Source organism: Pseudomonas sp. MAG002Y (genome assembly GCF_019400845.1).
In the GTDB taxonomy this organism is placed as follows: domain Bacteria; phylum Pseudomonadota; class Gammaproteobacteria; order Pseudomonadales; family Pseudomonadaceae; genus Chryseomonas; species Chryseomonas luteola.
In genome coordinates this window covers 41,832-62,469 of sequence record NZ_WOEJ01000019.1, presented here as the reverse complement: position 1 = coordinate 62,469, position 20,638 = coordinate 41,832, and the positions used below count along the sequence as shown (strand labels likewise).

The following is a 20,638-nucleotide window of genomic DNA, read 5'->3' as shown; positions in this document are numbered from 1 at the left end:
ACGTTACGTTTTGTCCGCTCGGACGACCAACAGGATTCCTCCTGCAGAAACAGCGGCACCTACCAACATAAGCCACGAGAGCGGCTCGCCGAACATCATCCATGCCCATACCAGCGTAACCGCTGGGCTCAGGTAGAGCACACTGGCTACCCGTGTGGGTGATGAGCGCCGCAGGCACACCCAATACAGACCATAGCCGCCAAGGGTAGAAATTGCCGCGGTCCAAAAGACACTCAATGCAAAACCTGCCGTTGGAATGGGCCAGAGGCTACCCTGCCAGCCTGCAAGCACAGCGAATACCACTGCAGATACCGCACACTGCAGCCACATTGTTGGCAGCAATCCAAGTGGATGAGAAAGCCTGCAATGCTTCTGCCATAACGTAGCCACCGCGAGGGACAGCATGCCTAATATGGGCAGCCCATACGCCCATAAAGGCGCATCTCCCCACGCCAGGGCGTCATAGGTAACCAATAGCACTCCGCCAAGACCAATGGCCAGCCCCAGCCATACCTTGCCCGAAAGCCGTTGCCCCAGAACGGTAACGCTAAGCAGTGCCGTACCGATAGGCAGTAGATCGGCAAACAATGCAGCCAGACCTGTCGGAACACCCAGCGCAATGCCCTGGACAACACCGACCAGATAACCCGCCATGGCCAGTAGACCGATACCCGCATGCTGCAAGAGCACGGCGGGGTGAACACATCGAAGCGTTTTGATCACGAACGGCAACAGGAAAAGCGTGACCACTACACACCGCCAGAACACGACCAGCAGCGCAGGTGCGTAATCGATTGAAAAACGGGCACCCACAAAGCCCGAACTCCACGTAATGACCATCATTGCTTCAAGCAGGAGTAAAGGCGCTCTGCTGAGAGATAGAACGCCTGAGAGAGCGCTGATAAGGGGTCGGGTCGTTCGAGTGGTCTGATTCATCACCCGACCTTACGAAAACCAGCTAATCTAATAAATCAAAACTTTATCACTTAATGGTTTACAAATATTAAATGATGAACGCAACCCTTGATATCGAGCTGCTTCGAACCTTTGATACCGTAGCTCGGATGGGAAAATTCAGGCTGGCGGCCGAGCATCTTCATAAAAGCCCTGCGGCTATCAGCGTGCATATTCAGCGGCTGGAGACCATTGCTGGGGGGCGCCTGCTTGAGCGTGATAACCAGTCGGTATCCCTGACAGCGCTTGGGCAGCGACTGCTCATGTCTGCCGCTGAGCTGCTCCGAACCCATGACAGGGTTATGGGCGAGCTGCATGGTCCACATGTAATTGGAAGTGTTCAGTTAGGTATGCCTGATGAATATGCCGCCCATGTCATTGGTGACATCCTGCCCATTTTCACAGCCTCCTGGCCAAACGTAGTACTGGAGGTAACCACCGCACCGAGTTTTACGCTACGCGATCATCTCCAACAGGGAAAGCTTGATCTGGCATTGCTGACACAACCTCGCGCGGCTGGCTCCGACGCACTGGTACTCACCTCCACGACCCCGGTCTGGGTAGGAAGCGCAGTGCTACCCGCCACGTTGAACGATCCTGTACCACTGGCGCTTTACGCAGCGGATTGCCCTTACCGCGAAGCCATGATAAGCACCCTCACAGCGGCAGGAAGGCCATGGCGGATAGTGTTGGACAGCGCCTCCAGCCAGGCGATAAAAGCCTGTGTCGAGGCCGGGCTTGCCGTTACGCTCATGGATCGTGCACGGGTAACCGAAAGAATGGTTATACGCGAGGACTTACCCATCATGCCTGACCACGAAGTGGTACTGGTCCGCCCTCCAGCCAGGGAAAGCAATGAAGCCGTAGAGCTGCTGATAGATGCCATCCAGCGATACTTCCGTCTATAGCTGGCAGAGCTACAGGGTCGCTGCAAACTGTCCTGCGTGAGATTAGGCTTTTACCTGTGAAACGGGCGACGCGGTGTGCTTGTTTCATATCATTGCACTGGCGCCTATCGACCAGGAGGCTCCTCGTCGGTTGACTTGATACACTTGTCACCTATCAGCCACTCGGTGTGCGCAGAGCGACCAAACACGTGTGCAAGCAGAAGCTTCTGGCTCCAGCGTCTGCCGTATCTGTTATTTGACCAGGATCCTTATGAGAATTGACTCCAACCTACATGATGTTCTTGAGCCTCATACCCAGAGGAAAAACACCAAGCCTCTGGATTACCACTCTCACATCACCTTTACGCATCCAGTGGTGGCAGCATGATTGAAGTAACCGAGGTTTCCATTGCCGCGCTACGTGAGGCGCTTGAGTCAGGCCGTACCACAGCAGTTGAGCTGGTTCATGCCTACCTTGCCCGGATCGAAGCCTATGATGGTCTTGATACGCCCACGGCCCTGAATGCTGTCGTGGTCAGTAACTCTGATGCCCTCAAGGAAGCGGAAGCATCCGATGCCCGTCGCGCCCGAGGCGAAACACTTGGTCCATTGGATGGGATCCCCTATACGGCAAAAGACAGTTATCTGGTGAAAGGGCTGACTGCCGCCTCGGGCAGCCCTGCCTTCAAGGATCTGGTGGCGTACCGCGATGCGTTCACGATCGAGCGTCTGCGGGCGGCGGGTGCGATCTGCCTGGGCAAGACCAATATGCCCCCCATGGCGAATGGTGGCATGCAGCGCGGCGTTTATGGTCGCGCGGAAAGTCCATACAACAGTGATTACCTGACCGCGCCTTTCGCCTCTGGCTCCTCCAACGGTGCAGGTACAGCTACCGCAGCGAGCTTTGCCGCGTTCGGCCTTGCAGAAGAAACATGGTCGAGCGGACGAGGCCCTGCTTCGAATAATGGTTTGTGCGCCTATACCCCTTCACGGGGGGTAATCTCGGTACGTGGTAACTGGCCACTGACCCCGACGATGGATGTGGTTGTGCCTTTTGCCAGAACCATGGAAGACCTACTGGAAGTGCTGGATGTGATCGTGGCGGATGACCCGGAAACACGCGGCGATCTATGGCGGATGCAGCCCTGGGTACCAATCCCGAGCGCCTCTTCGGTGCGGCCCGCCACGTATAGGGAGCTTGCCGCAAAACCTGATGCCCTTGCTGGCAAGCGGTTTGGTGTTCCGCGCATGTACATAAATGCAGACCCCGAGGCAGGGACCAGTGAAAACCCGGGTATCGGCGGTCCGACTGGGCAACGAATCCATACCCGACCTTCGGTCATCGCACTGTGGGAGCAGGCTCGACAAGCCCTTGAGGCCGCGGGTGCCGAAGTGGTCGAGGTTGACTTCCCGATGGTTTCCAATTGCGAAGGCGACCGTCCCGGCGCGCCAACGGTATACAACCGTGGACTGGTCTCGAAAGAGTTTCTTCATGACGAACTGTGGGAGCTGACTGCCTGGGCATTCGATGATTTTCTTCAGGCCAATGGGGATCCCAAACTGAACCGTCTGGTGGACGTCGATGGCCCGCAAATCTTTCCCCATGACCCGGGCACCCTACCCAACCGGGAGGGAGACCTTGCGGCCGGTATGGACGAGTATGTGAACATGGCCGAGCGCGGCATCACGCCATGGGACAAAATCGCCACGTTACCTGAGGGGCTGAAAGGGCTTGAAAAGACGCGCCGGATCGATCTGGAAGACTGGATGACCCAGTTGGGATTGGATGCCGTCATCTTCCCGACCGTTGCAGACGTAGGGCCAGCCGATGCTGACGTGAATCCCGAGTCGGCCGATATCGCCTGGAGCAATGGCGTCTGGGTCGCCAATGGTAACCTTGCGATTCGTCACTTAGGCATACCTACCGTAACGGTGCCCATGGGCATCATGGCCGATATCGGTATGCCGGTAGGCCTGACCTTTGCCGGACGTGCCTACGATGATTCCTCCCTGCTGCGTTTTGCAGCGGCTTTCGAATCAACCGGATCGCGCCGCATGATTCCCCCGCGTACTCCACCGTTGCAAACGAGCTGACCAGGAGCTGGGCGAGACTGAGGAGCTGTAACCAGTCCCGCTCAGTTGCCAATATATTCAGGGACTCGCCTGCGCCTTTGTGCAGGTTTGTCCCTGTGTTGCTAAACCAACCTCAGCCCTTACCCAAAGCGCGCTTCAACCCGGCGTTACCAATAGCAAGTGCCAAGCTGTCTTCGGCGAGTCCCAAGGCTGCGTTGATGACTGCACCGGAGCTGCCGTAACGCTTGCGCAGGCGAATGGCGATTTTTGCCGAGATGCAGGCAGCGGTTGCGCCGATCAAAGCGGGGACCAAAGCAGGCTGCCGCTGCGCCCCAGCCAAGGCTGCAGCGGTCACACCTCCTGACAGTGCCCGTACCATCATTGACGGTGCGATTGTCCGATCGGGGGCAAATGGAAGTTTGTCGCCCAACAATTCACTTGCGGCAAGCGGTATCAAGAGATGGCGTGCTCTGGGCTTAACCAGCGTACGGGTCAAGGAGTCTGCGTTGGTAGCAGCCGAACGCCTGGCAAGCGCCTCACTGACCATTGCAGGAGCCAACATGCTACGCATACCTGTTACGACGCCTAGCGCTAAAGCGCCCCATAAAAGACGATTCGATCTTGTCATGCTCATACCTCCAGTCGTTAAGCATGTCGACCGGCCGTAGCTGGAGGCAGTTCAGGCTGAACTGCAAGATTAAAGCTGTATCGCTTCCTGATGGAGCGGCTTGCCATGTTTTACCTTTGTTGCTTATAAAGGCAACAGATGACAAGCCGCTTTCTGGATGCCTATGGCTACTTTTTGCTTTAGAACCGAGGCTTTAATGCTTTCCACTCGGGATCATATTTTTGCATTTGCCGGACGTCATCACGTTGGCGAATACCGCAGGTAAGATATTGGTCGTTGAGTTTGGCCAGCTGGTCATAATCCAGCTCAACGCCTAGTCCGGGTGCGTCTGTAATCGCAACGCACCCATTGCGAATCGGTAGCTTGCCACCTTTGATAACTTCTTCATCGGCCTCCTGCCAGGGGTAATGTGTGTCGCAGGCATAGGAGAGATTGGGTACAGCAGCCGCTACATGCGTCATTGCCATAAGACTGATGCCCAAGTGCGAATTGGAATGCATCGAAACGCCCAACCCAAAGGTTTCACACATACGGGAAAGGATCTGGGTATCACGCAGGCCACCCCAATAGTGATGGTCCGCCAGCACAATCTGTACGCTGTTCAGCGCGATGCTGCGGCGGAACTCATCAAAATCCGTCACGACCATGTTGGTCGCCAGTGGAAGGCCTGTGCGCCGATGCAGCTCAGCCATCCCTTCAAGGCCTGGACACGGATCTTCATAGTATTGGAGATCATCGCCTAACAGCTCCGCCATGCGAATCGAAGTCTCGAGTGACCAGTTGCCGTTTGGATCGATGCGCAGAGGTATGCCAGGAAAAGCCTGCTTGAGCGCTTTCATACAGGCAACCTCATGCTCGGGGCCCAGCAGGGTTCCCGCCTTAAGCTTGATGCTTTGGAATCCGTTCTCCTCGATCATGGTACGCGCCTGGGCGACTACCTGCTCCGGACTGATCGCCTCGCCCCACCGGTCTGGCTTATAGGGTGACTGAATATGCTCGGCATATTTTAGAAACAGGTAGGCGCTGAAGGGGACCTCCCGACGTACGGCGCCGCCCAGAAGATCTACCAGCGGCACCCCTATTGAACGGGCTTGTAGGTCCAGAAAGGCAACCTCGAACGCCGAATATGCATTTGCCACTTGTTTACTGGGGTGTGAACCCGGCGCCAACTCTGCTCCGGGATTGGCACCCGGTTGAAGACGGGCCACTGTCTGGATGACCTGAGCGCGCAACCCGTTGAGATCGAAAGGATCAAGGCCGAGCAGGCTTTCCTGCATGGCCTGCAGCACGCTAAGCACCGGTGCATCACCGTAGCTTTCGCCCAAGCCTATAACACCGTTATCACTCTCGACCTCAATGATCGAGCGCAGCGCATAAGGCTCATGGATACCACTGGCGTTAAGCAGCGGCGCATCCTTGAAGGCAATCGGGGTTACACGGATGTGTTTGATCTTCATGATAGAACTCCTGAACACTAGAGAGGGCCTACGGGACTGCCCGGCAGGCCCGTCCTTTACTCAAGCAGGCGCAGCGGCCATCTTGGCTTTGATCCCGTCGCTAGGCCCTCTTCTCGTCTTGGTCATGAAGACCAGAATGCCAGCAATCAAGGAGACCGTGGCAAGGCCAATGAGGCCACCCTCGATCGAGCCGGTCCGTTCCTCCAGAAAGCCAAACGTGGCAGGCGCAACGAAACCGCCCAGGCTACCTACCGAATTGATCAGTGCGATGACTGCCGCCGAGATACGTGCATCCAGATAAGACTGGGGGATCGGCCAGAACAGTGATGACGCTGCCTTGAATCCGATAGCGGCGAAGCAGATAGCCAGAAACGCAAACACCGTCCCCCCCATCGTCGAGGCGAACAGCCCAATGGCTGCAATGATGAAGGCCGATGAGGCCCAGGCCTGCTGCCATTTGAAGCGGGACGCCAGACTGGCGAACAGGTACATGGCCACGACGGAAATGATCCAAGGAATGGAATTGAAAAGACCAATCTCGAAGTCGCCCAGCCCGCCCATGGAGCGAATGATGCTTGGCAGCCAGAAAGTGCAGCCGTAGATCGTCAGCGAGATCGAAAAATACAGAAAGCAGAACAGCGCGATTTGCGGATCACGCAACAACTTGAACGCTGAAGGATGAGCCTTGCTCTCGCCTACTGCCAATTCGCGCTGGCGTTGCTCCTCATCGATACAGTCAGTCAGTGCATTGCGCTCTTCCGTGCTCAGCCATTTGGCATCCTTGGGCAGAGAATCCAGCCAGAACCAGACAAAACCGCACAGTACGACCGAGAACAAGCCTTCTATCAGGAACATCCATTGCCAGCCGGACATCCCCAGCCCGGTTATTCCCAGCAGGGCGCCAGACAACGGACCAGAGAGGATAGAGGCAATGGCTGAACCACTCAGAAAAATTGCCATGGCCTTGCCACGTTCATCAGCAGGCAGCCATTTGGTGAAGTAGTAAACCACCCCAGGGAAAAACCCCGCCTCGGCAACGCCAAGCAGGAATCGCAGGATATAGAACCAGGTTTCATTGGGTACGAACGCCATGGCCGTTGCGACAATACCCCAGGTGAACATGATGCGCGTCAGCCAGGCCTTGGCACCGAACCGCTGCAAGAGCATGTTGGACGGGACCTCGAATAGCGCATAGCCAATGAAGAATAGGCCGGCACCCAAACCATAGGCAGCGGCACCAATCCCGAGATCGGTCTCGAGATGGCTACGTACAAAGCCGATATTGACCCGGTCGATGTAGTTCACGATGAACATGACGACAAATAGCGGCAAGACATGCCGTTTCACCTTGGAGACCGCACGGGTTAGCACCGTGGAGTCCACGGAAGACTGGACATTACTCATGGGCGACTCCCGCTCATTGTTTTTGTAGGAGAGCGTCGATAATGGAGGCCGATATTGTTACTGTCTAATCTATATTAGGTCTTGATTGATACCGGTATTAGATCAATGTTTGAACTCGCTCAGCTCCGCTGCTTCACCACGGTGGCCACAGAACTCAACTTTCGCCGTGCGGCAGAGCGGCTGAACATGACGCAGCCGCCGTTAAGTCGGCAGATTCAGTTACTTGAGCATAGCCTGGGCGTAGAACTCTTTTCTCGAAGTACGCGCAGCGTAGCCCTGACTGCGGCAGGAAGAGCCTTTTTCATCGAAGCCCAGGCACTTCTGGAGCGAGCACAACAGGCTGCAATTGCCGCGCGACGTTTTGCCGAAGGCGACATCGGCTCGGTTACCATCAGCTTCGTTGGCAGCGCCGTTTATGAGTTTCTTCCCAAGGTCATTGCCGAAGCCCGTCTTAGTCAGCCTAACGTCAAGGTTGCCTTGACCGAGATGAATACGTTTCAGCAACACGAAGCGCTACGGGCACGCCGTATCGACCTGGGTATCGTCCGTGCACCACTCCTGCAGCCGGGCTATGAAACCGAATGCCTGGTGCGTGAGCCGTTCGTGCTTGCTGTACCCGCCAGCCATCCCTTAGCTCATGCACCTGTGATAACCATGCAGGATCTTCATGGGATGCCCTTTCTCATGTATTCGCACTCAGCTTATCCCCCCTTCAACGAGCTGCTAACCGGTATGTTCCGCTCCGCCAGCGTCGAGCCGGAATACATTCAATGGCTAAGCTCATCGCTCACCATTCTGGCGTTGGTCAACGCGGGGATGGGATTGGCGTTTGTACCTCGCTGCGCCACCAATGTCGTCTTCAAGGAGGTGGTCTTTAGAGAAATCGATCTGGGCGACGGCATACAAAGCGAATTGCATCTGGTATGGCGTACAGATAATGACAATCCCGCCTGCAAGATGCTGCTGGAAGCCATCCGCTCTGCCATCAAGGCGGAGCGTTAGCAGAACCCGCTAGGTCTCTATCAGGAACCCTTATTGGCTCACTCTGCCAGATTGATGAGGATGCTGTAGTCCAACGCTTTGCCGAGGCAGGAAGAGAGCTAGCCAGCGGACCGAGTGGTCACAGGCCAGGAAAAAGCCCCGGTAATCGCTTTCGATTTGGACGTACACCTTGGTGCACCCTGATCAAATCTCTCAGCCTTCCCTCTCCGCTTCGTTACGACGAGGGCCACGCTGGACCCCAGCGTAAATCCAAACGCGATCAACCCGGTTGCCTGGAGAAGTAGGCGTACCGTTGTTTAGCAAAACGGTATCGTCTTCTCCGCCAGCACTAGCGTGAAGGGTCGGTATCATTCAGTGGATACCGACACAATGGCAACATCTTCTCAAGACTCGTTGACTGACGCCCTATGAACCTCGATAGGTGCTGAAACCATAAGGGCTGAGCAACAGTGGGATGTGATAGTGCTGATCCGTTTGTTTGACTTCAAAGATCACAGGGATCTCAGGAAAAAAGGTTTCGTGGCCGGTTTTCTTGTAATACTCGCCGGTCTTGAAAACCACTCGATACTCACCTTTCTGTAAGGGCTTATCACTGGGATACAGCTCAGCGATGCGACCTTGCTCGTTGGTAGTGCCTTGGGCCAGCGGCTGCCAAGTCTCTCCGATGTGACGCTCAAGCGTTACATTTACACCGGATGAGGGTACGCCGGTCTCAAGATTGAGCACATGTACGCTAAGCGGATTATTGGCAGCGACAGCCATGCCGGACATTGCCGTCATACCCAGCGCCAGTATCAGAGTCTTCATGGTGGTTCTCCTTCAAGGGTTAGTTTTCAAACCTATCGCCGAGGCAGCCTCGGTCGCACATTGCTCATCCTGGGCAGCGCCGCCAGCACCTGCTACGCCAAAAGCGCCTACCAGCGCGTCGCCTTCATAGAGGGGCACACCGCCTCCAAGCAGCAGTAGCTCAGACAAGGTATTGAGGTTGGCAGCCTCCGGATTCTGGCGGGCCTTCTCGGCCAGCTGGCGTGTCGCTGTCTTGGTAGACAGTGCGGTATAGGCTTTGCGGCGGGCAGCGTCTGCGTTATGAGGGCCCACCCGGGTATCGCGCTGAATAAGAATGGGGTTCCCACCGCGATCAAGTGCTGCCATTGCAGCATGACAGGGCGCAGCGTCCAGCAAGCGACGGGCTGTGGCCAAATCCAGCTCCGCCTGTTTCGGTAAGGCGGCTTCTGCGTTTACGACTGCCAGCATGAGCAATGTGAATGTAACGATTCTGTCCATGACAGGGCTCCTTGGTTGGATCGATATACCCTAACCAGGCCGCACGGTCAGAAACGGGTCATTGCAATGACATTTTTGTCAGAAACCGCGTGATGCATGTATGACATACCCATTTAACTAGACACCGGGTGTAGTGCTAGGCTTTCCCAACGTACTGCTCAAGGACCATCTTCAATGGAAGTAAAACCACCTGCGTATCGCCCTGGCGCCATCGTTATCGGTGCCTCCTCCGGAATGGGTGAGGCACTGGCGCGCCGTTTGGTAACAGAAGGCTGGCGGGTCGGTTTGGCTGAAGAGTTGAACGCCTTCAGGCACTCGCCCAGGAACTAGGTGATCACGCCATCATTTGCCCACTGGACCTGATGGAAATAGACGAAGCCCGGATAGCTCTGAAAGGCTTTATCCAGCAGGTAGGTCACGTTGAGCTAATAGTCATCAGTGCGGGGACAGGCCATGTCAATCCGGACCTGACTTGGCAGCTCGATGAAGAAACTATCGCTGTCAATGCACTGGGCTTTGCGGCCATGGCCCAAATAGCCATGAAGCATTTCATAGCGCAGGGACAGGGTCACCTGGTAGGAATTTCATCCATTGCCAAGCTCCGTGCCAATGGGGGCGCTACCGCCTATTGCGCCTCGAAGGCCTTCGTCTCGACATACCTGGATGGCCTGCGCGACCTGGCACGTCACCATAAACTGCCTGTGACAGTAACCGAGGCGTGTCCCGGCTTTGTCGACACCGACATGTTGAAAGCTGATAAACCCTTCTGGGTGGCCACGCCTGAAAAAGCCGCCGATTGTATATATGGCGCCATCAGGACGCGTACCAAGCACGTCTATGTCACCAGGCGCTGGGGCTTGATTGGTCATCTGCTGCGCCTGTTGCCTTCGCCTGGCTGACAGTATTCTCAAGCGAGTAGCGCCAGCGAATTACTATACTAATTACCTCTATTGGTTTGCCAACGGCGGAGCTGCATACCGATATTTAGGAAGCTAGCAATTCGCATGAGTATCTTTAATACTGATCAATCCTCTATCAGGTTCAAAAAACAATCACCTCTTACTACTATTTAATTAAAAGCGTTATAAACTCAAGAAGAGTTTAATTTAATATTTCTACTTCTCTTTTATTTCACGTTGACTAACCAAACGTAAACGTGTGCTCTCCTGTATACGTACCTGTACCGGACTACATCAACAACAGGCCTATAAGGATATATATGTTCAAGATCAAACCCCTCGCGATTACCATCCTGTCCTTGGCTATTGCTGCCCATGCCTTTGCAGAAAACAATATGGCCAGCCTTACCCAGACCGGAGAAGGTAACGTTGCCAGCGCTGCCCAGTCTGGCGAAAATGGCAAGGTCACGCTTTCCCAAGACGGTACAGCCAATAATATCTACCTTTATCAGACTGGTCTTGAAAACGACGTCACTGTAAGGCAAGAAGGCGTTACCAACCGCGCTGAAAACACAAGCACAGGTGGCCTGGGGAGTACCTCTGTGGTTGAACAGAACGGTAACAACAACACCTCCCGCATTTTTCAGGATGCCAATACCTTCTCTCAGACGAATGTTACTCAGGAAGGCTATTACAACAGTGTTTACGCCTCCCAAGAAAACACCATTACATCCCATCAGGATTTTGTGCAGCGTGGAGACCATAACGTAGTAGAAGCAAAGCAGAACTCTGGGTTTTCACGGCAAGCCGTTACTCAGCTTGGCGATGGACATGCGGCGCACACTTATCAAAATGGGTCTGATCAAGTAAAGGTTAGTATTTACCAAGAGGGTGACGTCAATAATGCCCGCGCCAATCAGTACGATACTGTTCTGTCAGACATTGTTATTCAGCAGAACGGCTACGGTAATGTGGTGGTTGCCCACCAACATAAAGGTAATGACCACATAGTCACTACTAACCAGAGCGGTGCAAGTAATACTTCCCGTGTAGAGCAGAATGGTTCCAACAATCAGTTCAGGACAGCTCAGGTGGGCGGCGGTAATTTGATTACTAGCGAAGACGGCAATGGATATGGAGGTAATTTTAAACAGCAGGGTAGCTACAACTCGGTTGACGCGACACAGACAGGAAATGGCAACGATCTGTACTTTGATCAGACGGGTCAGCTAAATGCGCTGTCATTGGTACAGACAGGTAATAATAATGTGCTTGAAGGTTTCAGCTCAGGTAATGGAGACGTCATCTCCGTTATCCAAGAAGGCTTTGATCAGACTGCGCAAATCAACCAAAACACCGATCTGAATATGGCTACAGTTTCGCAGACAGGCATCATGAACGCTATCAATATCGCCCAAAGCACCGCTGGTAATATCGCCAATGCTTCTCAAAACGGTAACAGTAACACAATTACGCTTATGCAGCGCTGATCATAATAGGCCGTGTCGTAACGTTCCTTGATCGTTAAACATGGATCATTTCTTTGATCCATGTTTTAACTTCCGTTCCATATACGGCTTAAGCATCCTGAATAATACCGTTCAAATAGAACGGCTTAATAATCATTCTTGATGTCCATAGGCCACTAATACCATTGGTCTGAACCTTTTTAATAGAAAAGCATTGTCTATTCATGCACAAGCGTTTCAGCACCTTGCATATGACCTAAGGATACAGCCGGCTGTCGCCATTACCGACTAACTGGTCTTTAGAAAAGAAGTATAGGAACGAAAAGCTATTCATCATCATCCACACTTGCGGTCCAGTCATGTTCAATTCACATCTCAAACAAGAACTCGCTTCTCTCAAGGAAGAAAATGCCTCGCTACGGCAGATCCGAGAAGCACTTGAAGCAGAAATGATGACATTGAGGCTGGACAACAACGGCATCATCCAGACCGCCAATGAACAATTTCTTCAAGCGATGGGCTATTCAAAATCAGAAATGGTAGGTCAGCCCCTCGATAAATATATTCCTCCTTACGTTAAACAACTGGAATGCTATAAGGGCTTACAAGCTGCCATCAAACAGGGCAAACACATTAGCGGTCTTTATCGACTTTCCAAAGCGGATGGCAACTTGGTGTGGCTGCGTGCTGTATGGCAGACGCTAAAAGACCAGGATGGTAAAGCTGCCGGAGTCATCTGCCTGGCAAGCAATGTGACCGAATCTGTAGATGTGGCCACTGAGAATGCGGGCCTCATCAAGGCACTGCGCCGCTCCACAGCCGTAATTGAATTCAACCCAGCCGGTGAGGTGCTCGATGCGAACGATAATTTCCTTCAAGGGATCGGCTATCGTCTTGAGCAGATCAAGGGCAAGCATCACCGGATGTTTTGTGAGCCGGAAGAATACAATTCCGAAGAGTACCGTGAATTCTGGCGGCGGCTGAATCGGGGCGAGTATGCCTCCGGCCGTTTCAAACGTGTAGACAGCATGGGCCGTGTGGTGTGGCTCGAAGCAAGCTACAACCCAGTGTTCAACACACGCAACGAGCTCTACAAGATCGTGAAATTTGCTACGGTCATCACCGAGCAGGTCAACCAGCAGATGGCGGTTGCCGAAGCTGCCGATATCGCCTACCGCACTTCGCTGCATACCGACGATACAGCTAACAAAGGCGCTTCGGTAGTTCAGGATACGGTAAGCGTGATGCGCCAGATCGCCGATGAGATTCAGGTGGCATCCAACGGAATCGAGGCATTGAGCAAACAGTCGCTGCTAATCAATACCATTGTGCAGACCATCAGCGGCATCGCCCAACAGACAAACCTACTAGCCTTGAACGCAGCCATCGAAGCAGCACGGGCCGGTGAGGCGGGTCGGGGGTTTGCGGTGGTCGCTGACGAGGTACGCCAATTGGCTGGACGAACCAGCCTGGCAACCAAAGAAATTGTCGATGTGGTACAACAGAACCAGTCATTGGCCGAAGCCGCAGTTGCCAGCATGGCAACCAGCAAAAGTCAGACCGAACATGGTCTTGGATTGGCTAACGAAGCAGGTTCGGTAATTCTGGAAATTCAGGATGGCGCCAAGAAGGTAGTAAGTGCGGTAGAGCAGTTTGCCAATCAGCTGGGAAGTTGATTCATAAAACGCTGAAAATGACATCCGCTCAGTAAAGCTGAGCGGATGTCGACCAACACGGGACCATCAAGAGACTTTATTGATACGGCGTTAAACCTGAGCTGAAAACTTTTCCACCAGTTTGGTCGTGCCCGCTACGATCAAGAAGTCACCTTCGTGTATCCGTGTATCTGCCTTGGCATACACGAAGTCTGTCTTGAGCCGCTTAAGACCGATCACGGTCACGCCATAGCGTGTACGAATAGCCGATTCGGCTAGCGTTTTTCCATGGGCTTCCTGTGGCGCTCCGGTTTTGGCAATGGCAAAACCATCCTCAAACTCGATGAATTCGAACATCTTGCCTGTCACCAGATGAGCCACGCGCTCTCCCATGGCGGCCTCTGGATAGACAACATGATGAGCACCGATTCGCTCAAGAATCTGTCCATGCTTTGCACTCATGGCTTTGGCCCAGATGTCTTTCACACCCAGCTCCTGAAGCGCCAGGACGGTTAGAACACTGGCCTCAAGGTCGCTACCAATGCCAACAACAGCATGTATGAATTCATCAACGCCCAACTGGCGCAAGGCTTCGATATTGGTGCTGTCGGTTTGAGCGACATGGGTCAGCCGGTCGGACCAGTTCTGGACGAGGCTTGCATCCTCGTCCAGCCCTAGTACTTCATGCCCCATGTCGATTAGCGATTCGGCAACAGAGGCACCAAAGCGGCCCAGACCGATAACGACCACGCTGTCACTGCGGGTCGACGAGAACAGTTTATCCAACAATGGGGCGTTCCTCAGGATAGCGATAAGGTTTGTTTCGGCTACGCAAGGCCAGGGCAGTTGCCACGGTAATCGTCCCGACGCGGCCTACGAACATCAGGACGATGATAACGACCTGCCCTATTGGAGGAAGATCAGCCGTGATTCCCGTGGAAAGACCTACCGTGGCAAAGGCAGAAATTGTTTCGAACGCGATTTTTTCAAGAGGAAACGAGGTCACACTGATCAGAATGAGTGTTGCACTCGCGACCATAGCAGTTCCCAAAAGAACAACAACCAATGCTTGGCGTTGCGTTTCCGAAGCGATCCGTCGGTTAAAGACTGCGGTATCCGTGTTACCCCGGATCTCTGCCCAAACCACAAAGAACAGTAAAAAGAAGGTAGTAACCTTTATACCTCCAGCGGTACCCGCGCTACCGCCCCCGATAAACATCAGGATGTAATGGATAGCCAAGGTCTCTGTGGTGAATTGCCCGACGTCTAAACTATTAAACCCAGCTGTACGCGCGGCAGCAGAATGGAAAAAGGCGGCCAACAGCTTGGCCCCTGTGTCGAGTGGACCAAGTGTGCCAGCGTTATTCCATTCATATCCCAGCATGGCTATTGTACCGATGATCAACAGGAGCGCCGAGCCCAGCAAAGTAATGCGCGTATGAACAGACCATGGCCGGTTTTTCCGGCGCATGTGCCTGAGCTCATACAGGACGGGAGAGCCGATGCCGCCTATGATCAGTGCAGCAGTGATGGGAAGAATCACGATAGGGTCTGCGACGAACCCCATCAGATTATCTGAGTAAGTAGAAAATCCGGCGTTATTGAACGCCGAAATCGCGTGGAAAATACCATTCCATGCGGCACTCTCCCAAGGCTCCTGATAAGCAAAATGCAGATGGAAAGCGAGCAGTGCAGCTATCGTCAACTCGACTGTGAGCGTAACGGCCAACACCAATCGCAGCACCTCAACGACATCACCCAACCCAAGCAAGCGGGTTTCACTTTGGGCCAATAATCGGCTGCTCAGTTGCAAGCGTCGATTAACCAGAAGACCCAACAAGGTTGCACCACTCATGATGCCGATTCCGCCGATCTGGAACAGAACAAGAATGATGACCTGACCGAAGCCGCTCCAATAGGTCGCAGTGTCTACGGTGACAAGACCGGTCACACAGGTTGCCGAAACCGCAGTAAACAAGGCCGTCAGAAAGGGAGCGCTCGCCTCACCGGCTCGCGCTATTGGCAACATAAGCAACGATGTGCCTATCAATATGGTGATCAGGAAGGCCAACGGCACCAGCCGGGCAGGATGTTTTATGGTATTTCGCAGCAAGGGCCTGTTCTCGAGTCATTGTTTTGTAGGGCATTTACATTGTGGCAAGACGCAACGATATGCGCGTCTATGAGACCACAGTGAAAAAACGGCGTCCTCAAAAACTCTTATGATTGGCAACCTAATAAATAGCCTTACTATTGTTGGCATCCTTCCAAAGCCGTTCCTATACTCAAGCTGCTTTACGCACCGGTTGGGTGCCATGTTGACTCATTTGAATGTTGGTTAGGGAAGACCAGAATTCTTGCCTGCCTGTTCTGATGCGCTTTTCATGGCTCCCAGCCATTTGCTGATAGATACCCGCAGGCGAGATGCCTATGCAGTTGTGGGTGAGCCGTCATCAGTTGATAACGATTTCAGCGGTCTCATGACTTTGATATAGGGAGATTTTTCAATGCCTGCGCTCAAACCCCTCGCTCTTGCCGTACTGGCTACCCTCACCTTGCATGCTCATGCAGAAAACAACACGGTAGATCTTAATCAGGACGGCGAAAACAACACCTCCACGATCGAACAGAGCGGTACGTCCAATAACTTTACGCAAACGCAGACAGGACAAAACGGTTACGGATTCATTGAGCAGTCCGGTACTGAAAACAGCGGCACGGTTTACCAAGAGGGCGTTGGCAACAGGACGCAATTTATCCAGGAAGGCGGAAGCCTCAACGTTGGGCAGATTTACCAGTCGGGCAATGAGAATACGGCTTATATCACTCAAAGTGACTACGAACATCGCGGTATGGGGTTTCGTGGCAAGGCCGATCAAGATACCGCAATCATTGAGCAAAACGGCACGGCAAACAACGCTGGCATCAACCAGACCCTATCGTCTTACAGCAATGCCTCCATACGCCAGAATGGCGACAATAACGATGCTAACAGTGAGCACTACAGCTCCAACTACGGAACTCAAACGACAGTTCAGGAAGGCAGCGGTAACAGAAGTGACATCTTCCAGTCCTTCAGCGAGTACCCAATCGCCTCGGTTTATCAGTACGGTGATAACAACGATGCGCGGGTTTCTCAGCTGATCGATAACAGCGTCGCGCTTGCTACCCAGGAAGGAAATGGAAATAGCATCAGGCTGACGCAGAACAGCATCTTTGGGGAACCCTCTGCAAATAATGCTACTGCACGTGTCGATCAGTCCGGCGACCTCAATAAAGTCGATATCACGCAGGGCGGGACCTACAACGAAGTCAATGTATCGCAAACAGGTAACAGCAACGTTGTAGGCGTGGCAGGAGAGACGTCCTACGACGTGGCCCAGACAGGTAACCGCAACTTCCTGTCATCGGTTCAGGACGGAACGGGTAACGAGCTGTACTTCAACCAGAACGGCGATGACAACGAACTGTATGTATCACAGTCGGGTGATGCCAACACGATTACGGCTACGCAAACCGGCATAGGCTATTCGGCCATTCTCTCTCAGAATGGCTCAGCCAACAGCATGAACGTAACCCAATCTTCTCAGGGCGATATGGCGACCATTACCCAGAGCGGTACGGGTAACACTGCGACACTGACACAGCGTTAACCGCTGACGCTGGCCAGGTTCAGGCGCCTTGCGAAAGGCCTCTGAACCGGGCTCTTATCCTTAAATACAGGTTCCCACAGGGTCTACCGGCGGCGTATTGTCATCCTCCGCAGGCATCTCGTCCGGGTGAGTCTCGTCTGGAACACCGTCATCGAAATGACGATGAGGATCGTTGTCCATCAGCTGTACTCCGGGTCAGTCGGATTCTTTTGAGGAAGACGCTCATCGGGGGCATGCTCACGCTGATCATCACCGATTGGCTCATCCTGTGGTGAAGGGGTTGGATCGATTTCCGGGTCGTCCGGTGCCTTTTGGAATTCAACCATCAGTCTTCTCCTGTGCAGTGGGTGCCCTTTTTGTTGGGCAAGTCTATGACCACTTTGTTCAGGCTGGCTGAGCACTTGGAGTTATTGCAGCAGGGATTGAAGACGAGGATCCGTACTTTACTGGACTATTACACGTCTCTGCACCAGCGAGCCGACGTCTGACCACTAGCGACTTGGCAAACCTTTTCTATGCTTTGGAATATACCGTTCAGGCATCAAGGAGCCTTCATGAATATCGACACCCTGTTCAATGAGATTCACAACCTGCCCAGCGTGCCCAAGGTCGCCCAGGATCTCATCCAGCAATTCGATAACCCTTCCTCCAGCCTGGACAGTGTTGCACGTAATGTAGAGCGGGATCCCGTCATTGCCGCTAAGGTATTACGCCTCGCCAATTCGGCCCGGTTCAAGGGTGCTCGTGATTCGACCAGCATCGAAGATGCCACCATGCGCCTGGGCTTCAATACGCTTCGTACGTTGGTTCTGGCGTCCGCCATGACAGGCGCGTTCAAGGTGGACTCAGGCTATAACCTGAAAGCGTTCTGGACTCACAGTTTTCGGGTAGCCAGTATCTGTCGACTCCTGGCAAAGCAGCTGGGCAAAGACCCGGACACAGCCTTTACCTGTGGCATGATGCATAACATTGGTGAGCTGCTGATTCAGGCGGGTGCGCCTGACTATGCAGCCACGCTGAACAAGCAACCTAAAAGGGACGCTACGGGACGAGCAGCGGATGAGACCGTGCAACTGGGCTTTGGCTATCCAGAAGTAGGGGCAGAGCTGGCAAAGCGTTGGCAATTACCCAAGGTCATTCAACAAGCGATCGCTTATCAAGGTCGTCCCACCCAGGCACCTGCCGAGGCGGACGATTACCCACGCATTGTGGCGCAAGCAGTAGCGATCAGCGATGTCTACGAAGCCCATGGTGCCACGCCTGAGGCACAGCAGCATCTGACCGGCCCCCTGTTCAACGGACTAGATACAGACAAGCTGTTTGCTGCCTTACCCGACGTGCTTGAAGCCGACAAAGCGTTTGCCGAACTGATCGGCTGAACCCTGCCCGGCAGCCATGTGCTGCCGGGTATCACCTCAGCTTAACGGTCAGGTCGCCGGAACGACAAGATCGCCGCCGGGCCGGCGAAAGCCCAGCATGTTGCCATAACGCATGACCCCCCAGGTTTCCACGACCGGACCGGAGCGCAGCATCATGCGGACTTTGACTTCACTCTGGTAACTGGGAATGACGGTACAGGCCTTGGCCTGCTCGCCAGGGATATGGAAGGTGTTCTGTGGATCCAGAGCGGCCTGCGGGCAACGGTCAAAGCCGAAGACCGGCACTTCTGCACCATTCACCACGATTTTGAAGCCGGGGCCCATCGTGATCACAGGAGGCAAATCAGCCCATGCAAGACCACTTGTTACACCAAGGGCCACGGTTGCCGCCAACATACGGATTGCCTTCATAGACTGGCTCTCCTCTACCTATAAAGCACTACCACTTAAGACTAGAACCGCTAATCACGGAGGGGTTCCCCTAAGTCTTGTAGAGCAGGCCCAACGGTCCCGACGATACGACGCCCATGTTTCAACTGATCGTGTTACCGGTCGAAACCCAAACGCCGCCTTACGGATAAAGGCTATGCTCATCAACTAGACGCTGGATTGAGCTATAGGAGACACAGGAAAAAAGACTTTTTTCAGGAAATCTTGCATGCGTTTGATAGGCAAAGTGACGTGCAAGAAAACAAAGCGGAACGCTCTTTTTGAATAAACGAAAGGCTGAATCGGCTATGTCCATGTCTATCTGAACGCCTGGTTCAGTACCAGGAGAAAGATCGCTCAGGATCGCAGTACAGTCATTGGATAATCAGCGCTGCAATGCGTTCTATCCGACCCAAAGGTTGAGCTGTAAGACTAGCGCATTAACCAAACCGGCTGAGCTTGTGCTTTTCATGAGCTAACCATGCGCTTTATGGCTTACGCCGGCGTTCTAGCTCGTTGCCAATAGCATTTCCGCAACGCCAGCTATGGGCTCTCACATCCATACCTGGCGGTGTCAGGAGGGGCTTGCAACCATGCGTACCCCTCCTGAAGGCTGATTACGTCCGAAATCCTCCGATCAATCCATGTAGCTCCTCAGAAAGATGCTCCAGACGTGCGGCATCTGTACGAGCCGCTTGAGCCAACTGCTCTACCACCAGGGCGTCGTCATGAATATGCGAAATATGTCTATTGATATCTTCGGCGACCTGATGTTGCTCTTCGGCAGCCGCAGATATTTGTATGTTCTGATCGCGGATATTGTCGACCGAGCAGCGGATCTGCTCAAAGCTAACCCTGGCTAATTGAATGCGTTCAACGCTGTTATGGGACATCGACAAGCTGTTTTGCATCTGTTTCGTGACTTCCTGGGTGCGCCGCGCCAGACCGCCCAAAAGCCCGTCAATCTCTCCGGTTGAATCAGACGTGCGCTTGGCTAACGCTCGAACCTCATCGGCTACTACGGCAAAGCCTCTGCCCTGCTCGCCTGCTCTAGCCGCCTCGATGGCAGCGTTCAGGGCCAACAGGTTTGTCTGATCGGCAATCGAGCGGATTGTGTCGAGGATGGCATTAATGTTCTTGCTGTCCTGCTCAAGAACAAGCATCGCCTGGGTAGCCTGCGCGAGGTTGTCACTTAGTTGCGAAACACTTCCTGTAGCCTCGTCGATCTGTAGTTGACCATTATGTACCTCGCGGAAACCGGTATCCGCCGACACCGCGGCCTGACTACAAGAGCGCGCCACTTCGTTGGCTGTAGCAACCATCTCATTGAATGCAGTAGAAACAAGCTCTACGGCTTCGCGTTGCCGCCCTGCAGCATCGTTAATCTGATGCGCGACGCGTGCACTGTCGTGGGAGGCTTGCTGCAACCCTGTCGATGCACTGCTGACGCGCTGCACAAGCTGAC

20 protein-coding genes and 1 pseudogene are annotated in these 20,638 nt (G+C 53.7%); 10 read left to right on the top strand and 11 right to left on the bottom strand.

The genetic code is table 11. The features are described 5' to 3' along the window. Window positions 1–3: 3 nt before the first annotated feature. Window positions 4–855 carry a DMT family transporter gene (locus GM154_RS21690; RefSeq protein WP_074829123.1) on the bottom strand — a complete coding sequence of 284 codons (852 nt, stop codon included), beginning with the start codon at window positions 853–855 and terminating at the stop codon, window positions 4–6. 155 nt (window positions 856–1,010) lie between these two features. On the opposite strand from GM154_RS21690, the gene GM154_RS21685 reads away from it, so the two are divergent. Further along, window positions 1,011–1,862 (top strand): LysR substrate-binding domain-containing protein, encoded by an 852-nt coding sequence (locus tag GM154_RS21685; protein ID WP_125889147.1) that lies wholly within the window; start codon window positions 1,011–1,013, stop codon window positions 1,860–1,862. 363 nt (window positions 1,863–2,225) lie between these two features. Further along, a complete protein-coding gene (locus GM154_RS21680) occupies window positions 2,226–3,935 on the top strand; it encodes an amidase (protein ID WP_219653319.1) in 1,710 nt (569 codons plus the stop codon). Window positions 3,936–4,047: 112 nt separating this feature from the next. On the opposite strand, the gene GM154_RS21675 is transcribed toward GM154_RS21680, so the two are convergent. The 3 genes from GM154_RS21675 to GM154_RS21665 form a co-directional block, all read right to left on the bottom strand. After that, window positions 4,048–4,542: a DUF4126 domain-containing protein gene (locus tag GM154_RS21675; protein WP_074829032.1), complete on the bottom strand. Its 495-nt coding sequence runs from the start codon at window positions 4,540–4,542 to the stop codon at window positions 4,048–4,050. A gap of 179 nt (window positions 4,543–4,721) precedes the next feature. Further along, window positions 4,722–5,999 (bottom strand): glucarate dehydratase family protein, encoded by a 1,278-nt coding sequence (locus GM154_RS21670; protein WP_125889115.1) that lies wholly within the window; start codon window positions 5,997–5,999, stop codon window positions 4,722–4,724. Between the two features lie 60 nt (window positions 6,000–6,059). Next, window positions 6,060–7,403, bottom strand: a complete 1,344-nt coding sequence (locus GM154_RS21665; protein ID WP_074829037.1) for an MFS transporter — start codon at window positions 7,401–7,403, stop codon at window positions 6,060–6,062. Window positions 7,404–7,508: 105 nt separating this feature from the next. Between GM154_RS21665 and GM154_RS21660 the strand changes: the two genes are divergently transcribed. Next, a complete protein-coding gene (locus tag GM154_RS21660; RefSeq protein WP_219653318.1) occupies window positions 7,509–8,405 on the top strand; it encodes a LysR substrate-binding domain-containing protein in 897 nt (298 codons plus the stop codon). 405 nt (window positions 8,406–8,810) lie between these two features. On the opposite strand, the gene uraH is transcribed toward GM154_RS21660, so the two are convergent. Together uraH and GM154_RS21650 are read right to left on the bottom strand one after the other, a co-directional pair. Continuing rightward, window positions 8,811–9,212, bottom strand: a complete 402-nt coding sequence (gene uraH / locus GM154_RS21655) for a hydroxyisourate hydrolase (RefSeq protein ID WP_125889118.1) — start codon at window positions 9,210–9,212, stop codon at window positions 8,811–8,813. Between the two features lie 12 nt (window positions 9,213–9,224). Continuing rightward, entirely contained in the window at window positions 9,225–9,689 is a 465-nt protein-coding gene (locus GM154_RS21650; protein WP_219653317.1) for a heme-binding protein, read from the bottom strand. 174 nt (window positions 9,690–9,863) lie between these two features. Between GM154_RS21650 and GM154_RS21645 the strand changes: the two genes are divergently transcribed. The 5 genes and pseudogenes from GM154_RS21645 (at window position 9,864) to GM154_RS26060 (ending at window position 13,733) form a co-directional block, all read left to right on the top strand. Continuing rightward, window positions 9,864–10,019, top strand: coding sequence for a hypothetical protein (locus GM154_RS21645; protein ID WP_216822623.1), 156 nt, complete (start codon window positions 9,864–9,866; stop codon window positions 10,017–10,019). Window positions 10,020–10,030: 11 nt separating this feature from the next. Then, window positions 10,031–10,588 carry an SDR family oxidoreductase gene (locus GM154_RS21640; protein ID WP_216822624.1) on the top strand — a complete coding sequence of 186 codons (558 nt, stop codon included), beginning with the start codon at window positions 10,031–10,033 and terminating at the stop codon, window positions 10,586–10,588. Between the two features lie 320 nt (window positions 10,589–10,908). Then, window positions 10,909–12,078: a hypothetical protein gene (locus GM154_RS21635; RefSeq protein ID WP_074829051.1), complete on the top strand. Its 1,170-nt coding sequence runs from the start codon at window positions 10,909–10,911 to the stop codon at window positions 12,076–12,078. 338 nt (window positions 12,079–12,416) lie between these two features. Beyond that, window positions 12,417–13,187: pseudogene (locus GM154_RS26065) on the top strand (PAS domain-containing protein); the annotation flags it as partial. A 12-nt stretch (window positions 13,188–13,199) separates the two neighbouring features. Further along, on the top strand, window positions 13,200–13,733 hold the full coding sequence (locus GM154_RS26060) for a methyl-accepting chemotaxis protein (protein WP_374940337.1): 534 nt from the start codon (window positions 13,200–13,202) through the stop codon (window positions 13,731–13,733). 90 nt (window positions 13,734–13,823) lie between these two features. On the opposite strand, the gene GM154_RS21625 is transcribed toward GM154_RS26060, so the two are convergent. Both GM154_RS21625 and GM154_RS21620 read right to left on the bottom strand, forming a co-directional pair. After that, window positions 13,824–14,501: a TrkA family potassium uptake protein gene (locus GM154_RS21625; RefSeq protein ID WP_074829063.1), complete on the bottom strand. Its 678-nt coding sequence runs from the start codon at window positions 14,499–14,501 to the stop codon at window positions 13,824–13,826. Continuing rightward, window positions 14,491–15,825 (bottom strand): TrkH family potassium uptake protein, encoded by a 1,335-nt coding sequence (locus tag GM154_RS21620; protein WP_258019973.1) that lies wholly within the window; start codon window positions 15,823–15,825, stop codon window positions 14,491–14,493. Before GM154_RS21620 ends, GM154_RS21625 begins: the two co-directional genes overlap by 11 nt. Window positions 15,826–16,219: 394 nt before the next feature. Between GM154_RS21620 and GM154_RS21615 the strand changes: the two genes are divergently transcribed. Continuing rightward, the gene (locus GM154_RS21615; RefSeq protein ID WP_219653316.1) at window positions 16,220–17,365 is read left to right on the top strand and encodes a hypothetical protein; all 1,146 of its coding nucleotides are present in this window, start codon (window positions 16,220–16,222) and stop codon (window positions 17,363–17,365) included. A 179-nt stretch (window positions 17,366–17,544) separates the two neighbouring features. Here the strand turns inward: GM154_RS21615 and GM154_RS21610 are convergent, their stop codons facing one another. Then, a complete protein-coding gene (locus GM154_RS21610) occupies window positions 17,545–17,691 on the bottom strand; it encodes a hypothetical protein (RefSeq protein WP_010798779.1) in 147 nt (48 codons plus the stop codon). Window positions 17,692–17,919: 228 nt separating this feature from the next. On the opposite strand from GM154_RS21610, the gene GM154_RS21605 reads away from it, so the two are divergent. Further along, complete coding sequence (locus tag GM154_RS21605) at window positions 17,920–18,744, top strand: HDOD domain-containing protein (RefSeq protein ID WP_074829070.1); 825 nt, start codon at window positions 17,920–17,922, stop codon at window positions 18,742–18,744. 48 nt (window positions 18,745–18,792) lie between these two features. Here GM154_RS21605 and GM154_RS21600 read toward each other — a convergent pair whose 3' ends face one another. Together GM154_RS21600 and GM154_RS26055 are read right to left on the bottom strand one after the other, a co-directional pair. Next, window positions 18,793–19,155 (bottom strand): hypothetical protein, encoded by a 363-nt coding sequence (locus tag GM154_RS21600; RefSeq protein ID WP_010798781.1) that lies wholly within the window; start codon window positions 19,153–19,155, stop codon window positions 18,793–18,795. A gap of 635 nt (window positions 19,156–19,790) precedes the next feature. After that, window positions 19,791–20,630: a methyl-accepting chemotaxis protein gene (locus tag GM154_RS26055; protein ID WP_374940336.1), complete on the bottom strand. Its 840-nt coding sequence runs from the start codon at window positions 20,628–20,630 to the stop codon at window positions 19,791–19,793. Window positions 20,631–20,638 lie beyond the last annotated feature (8 nt).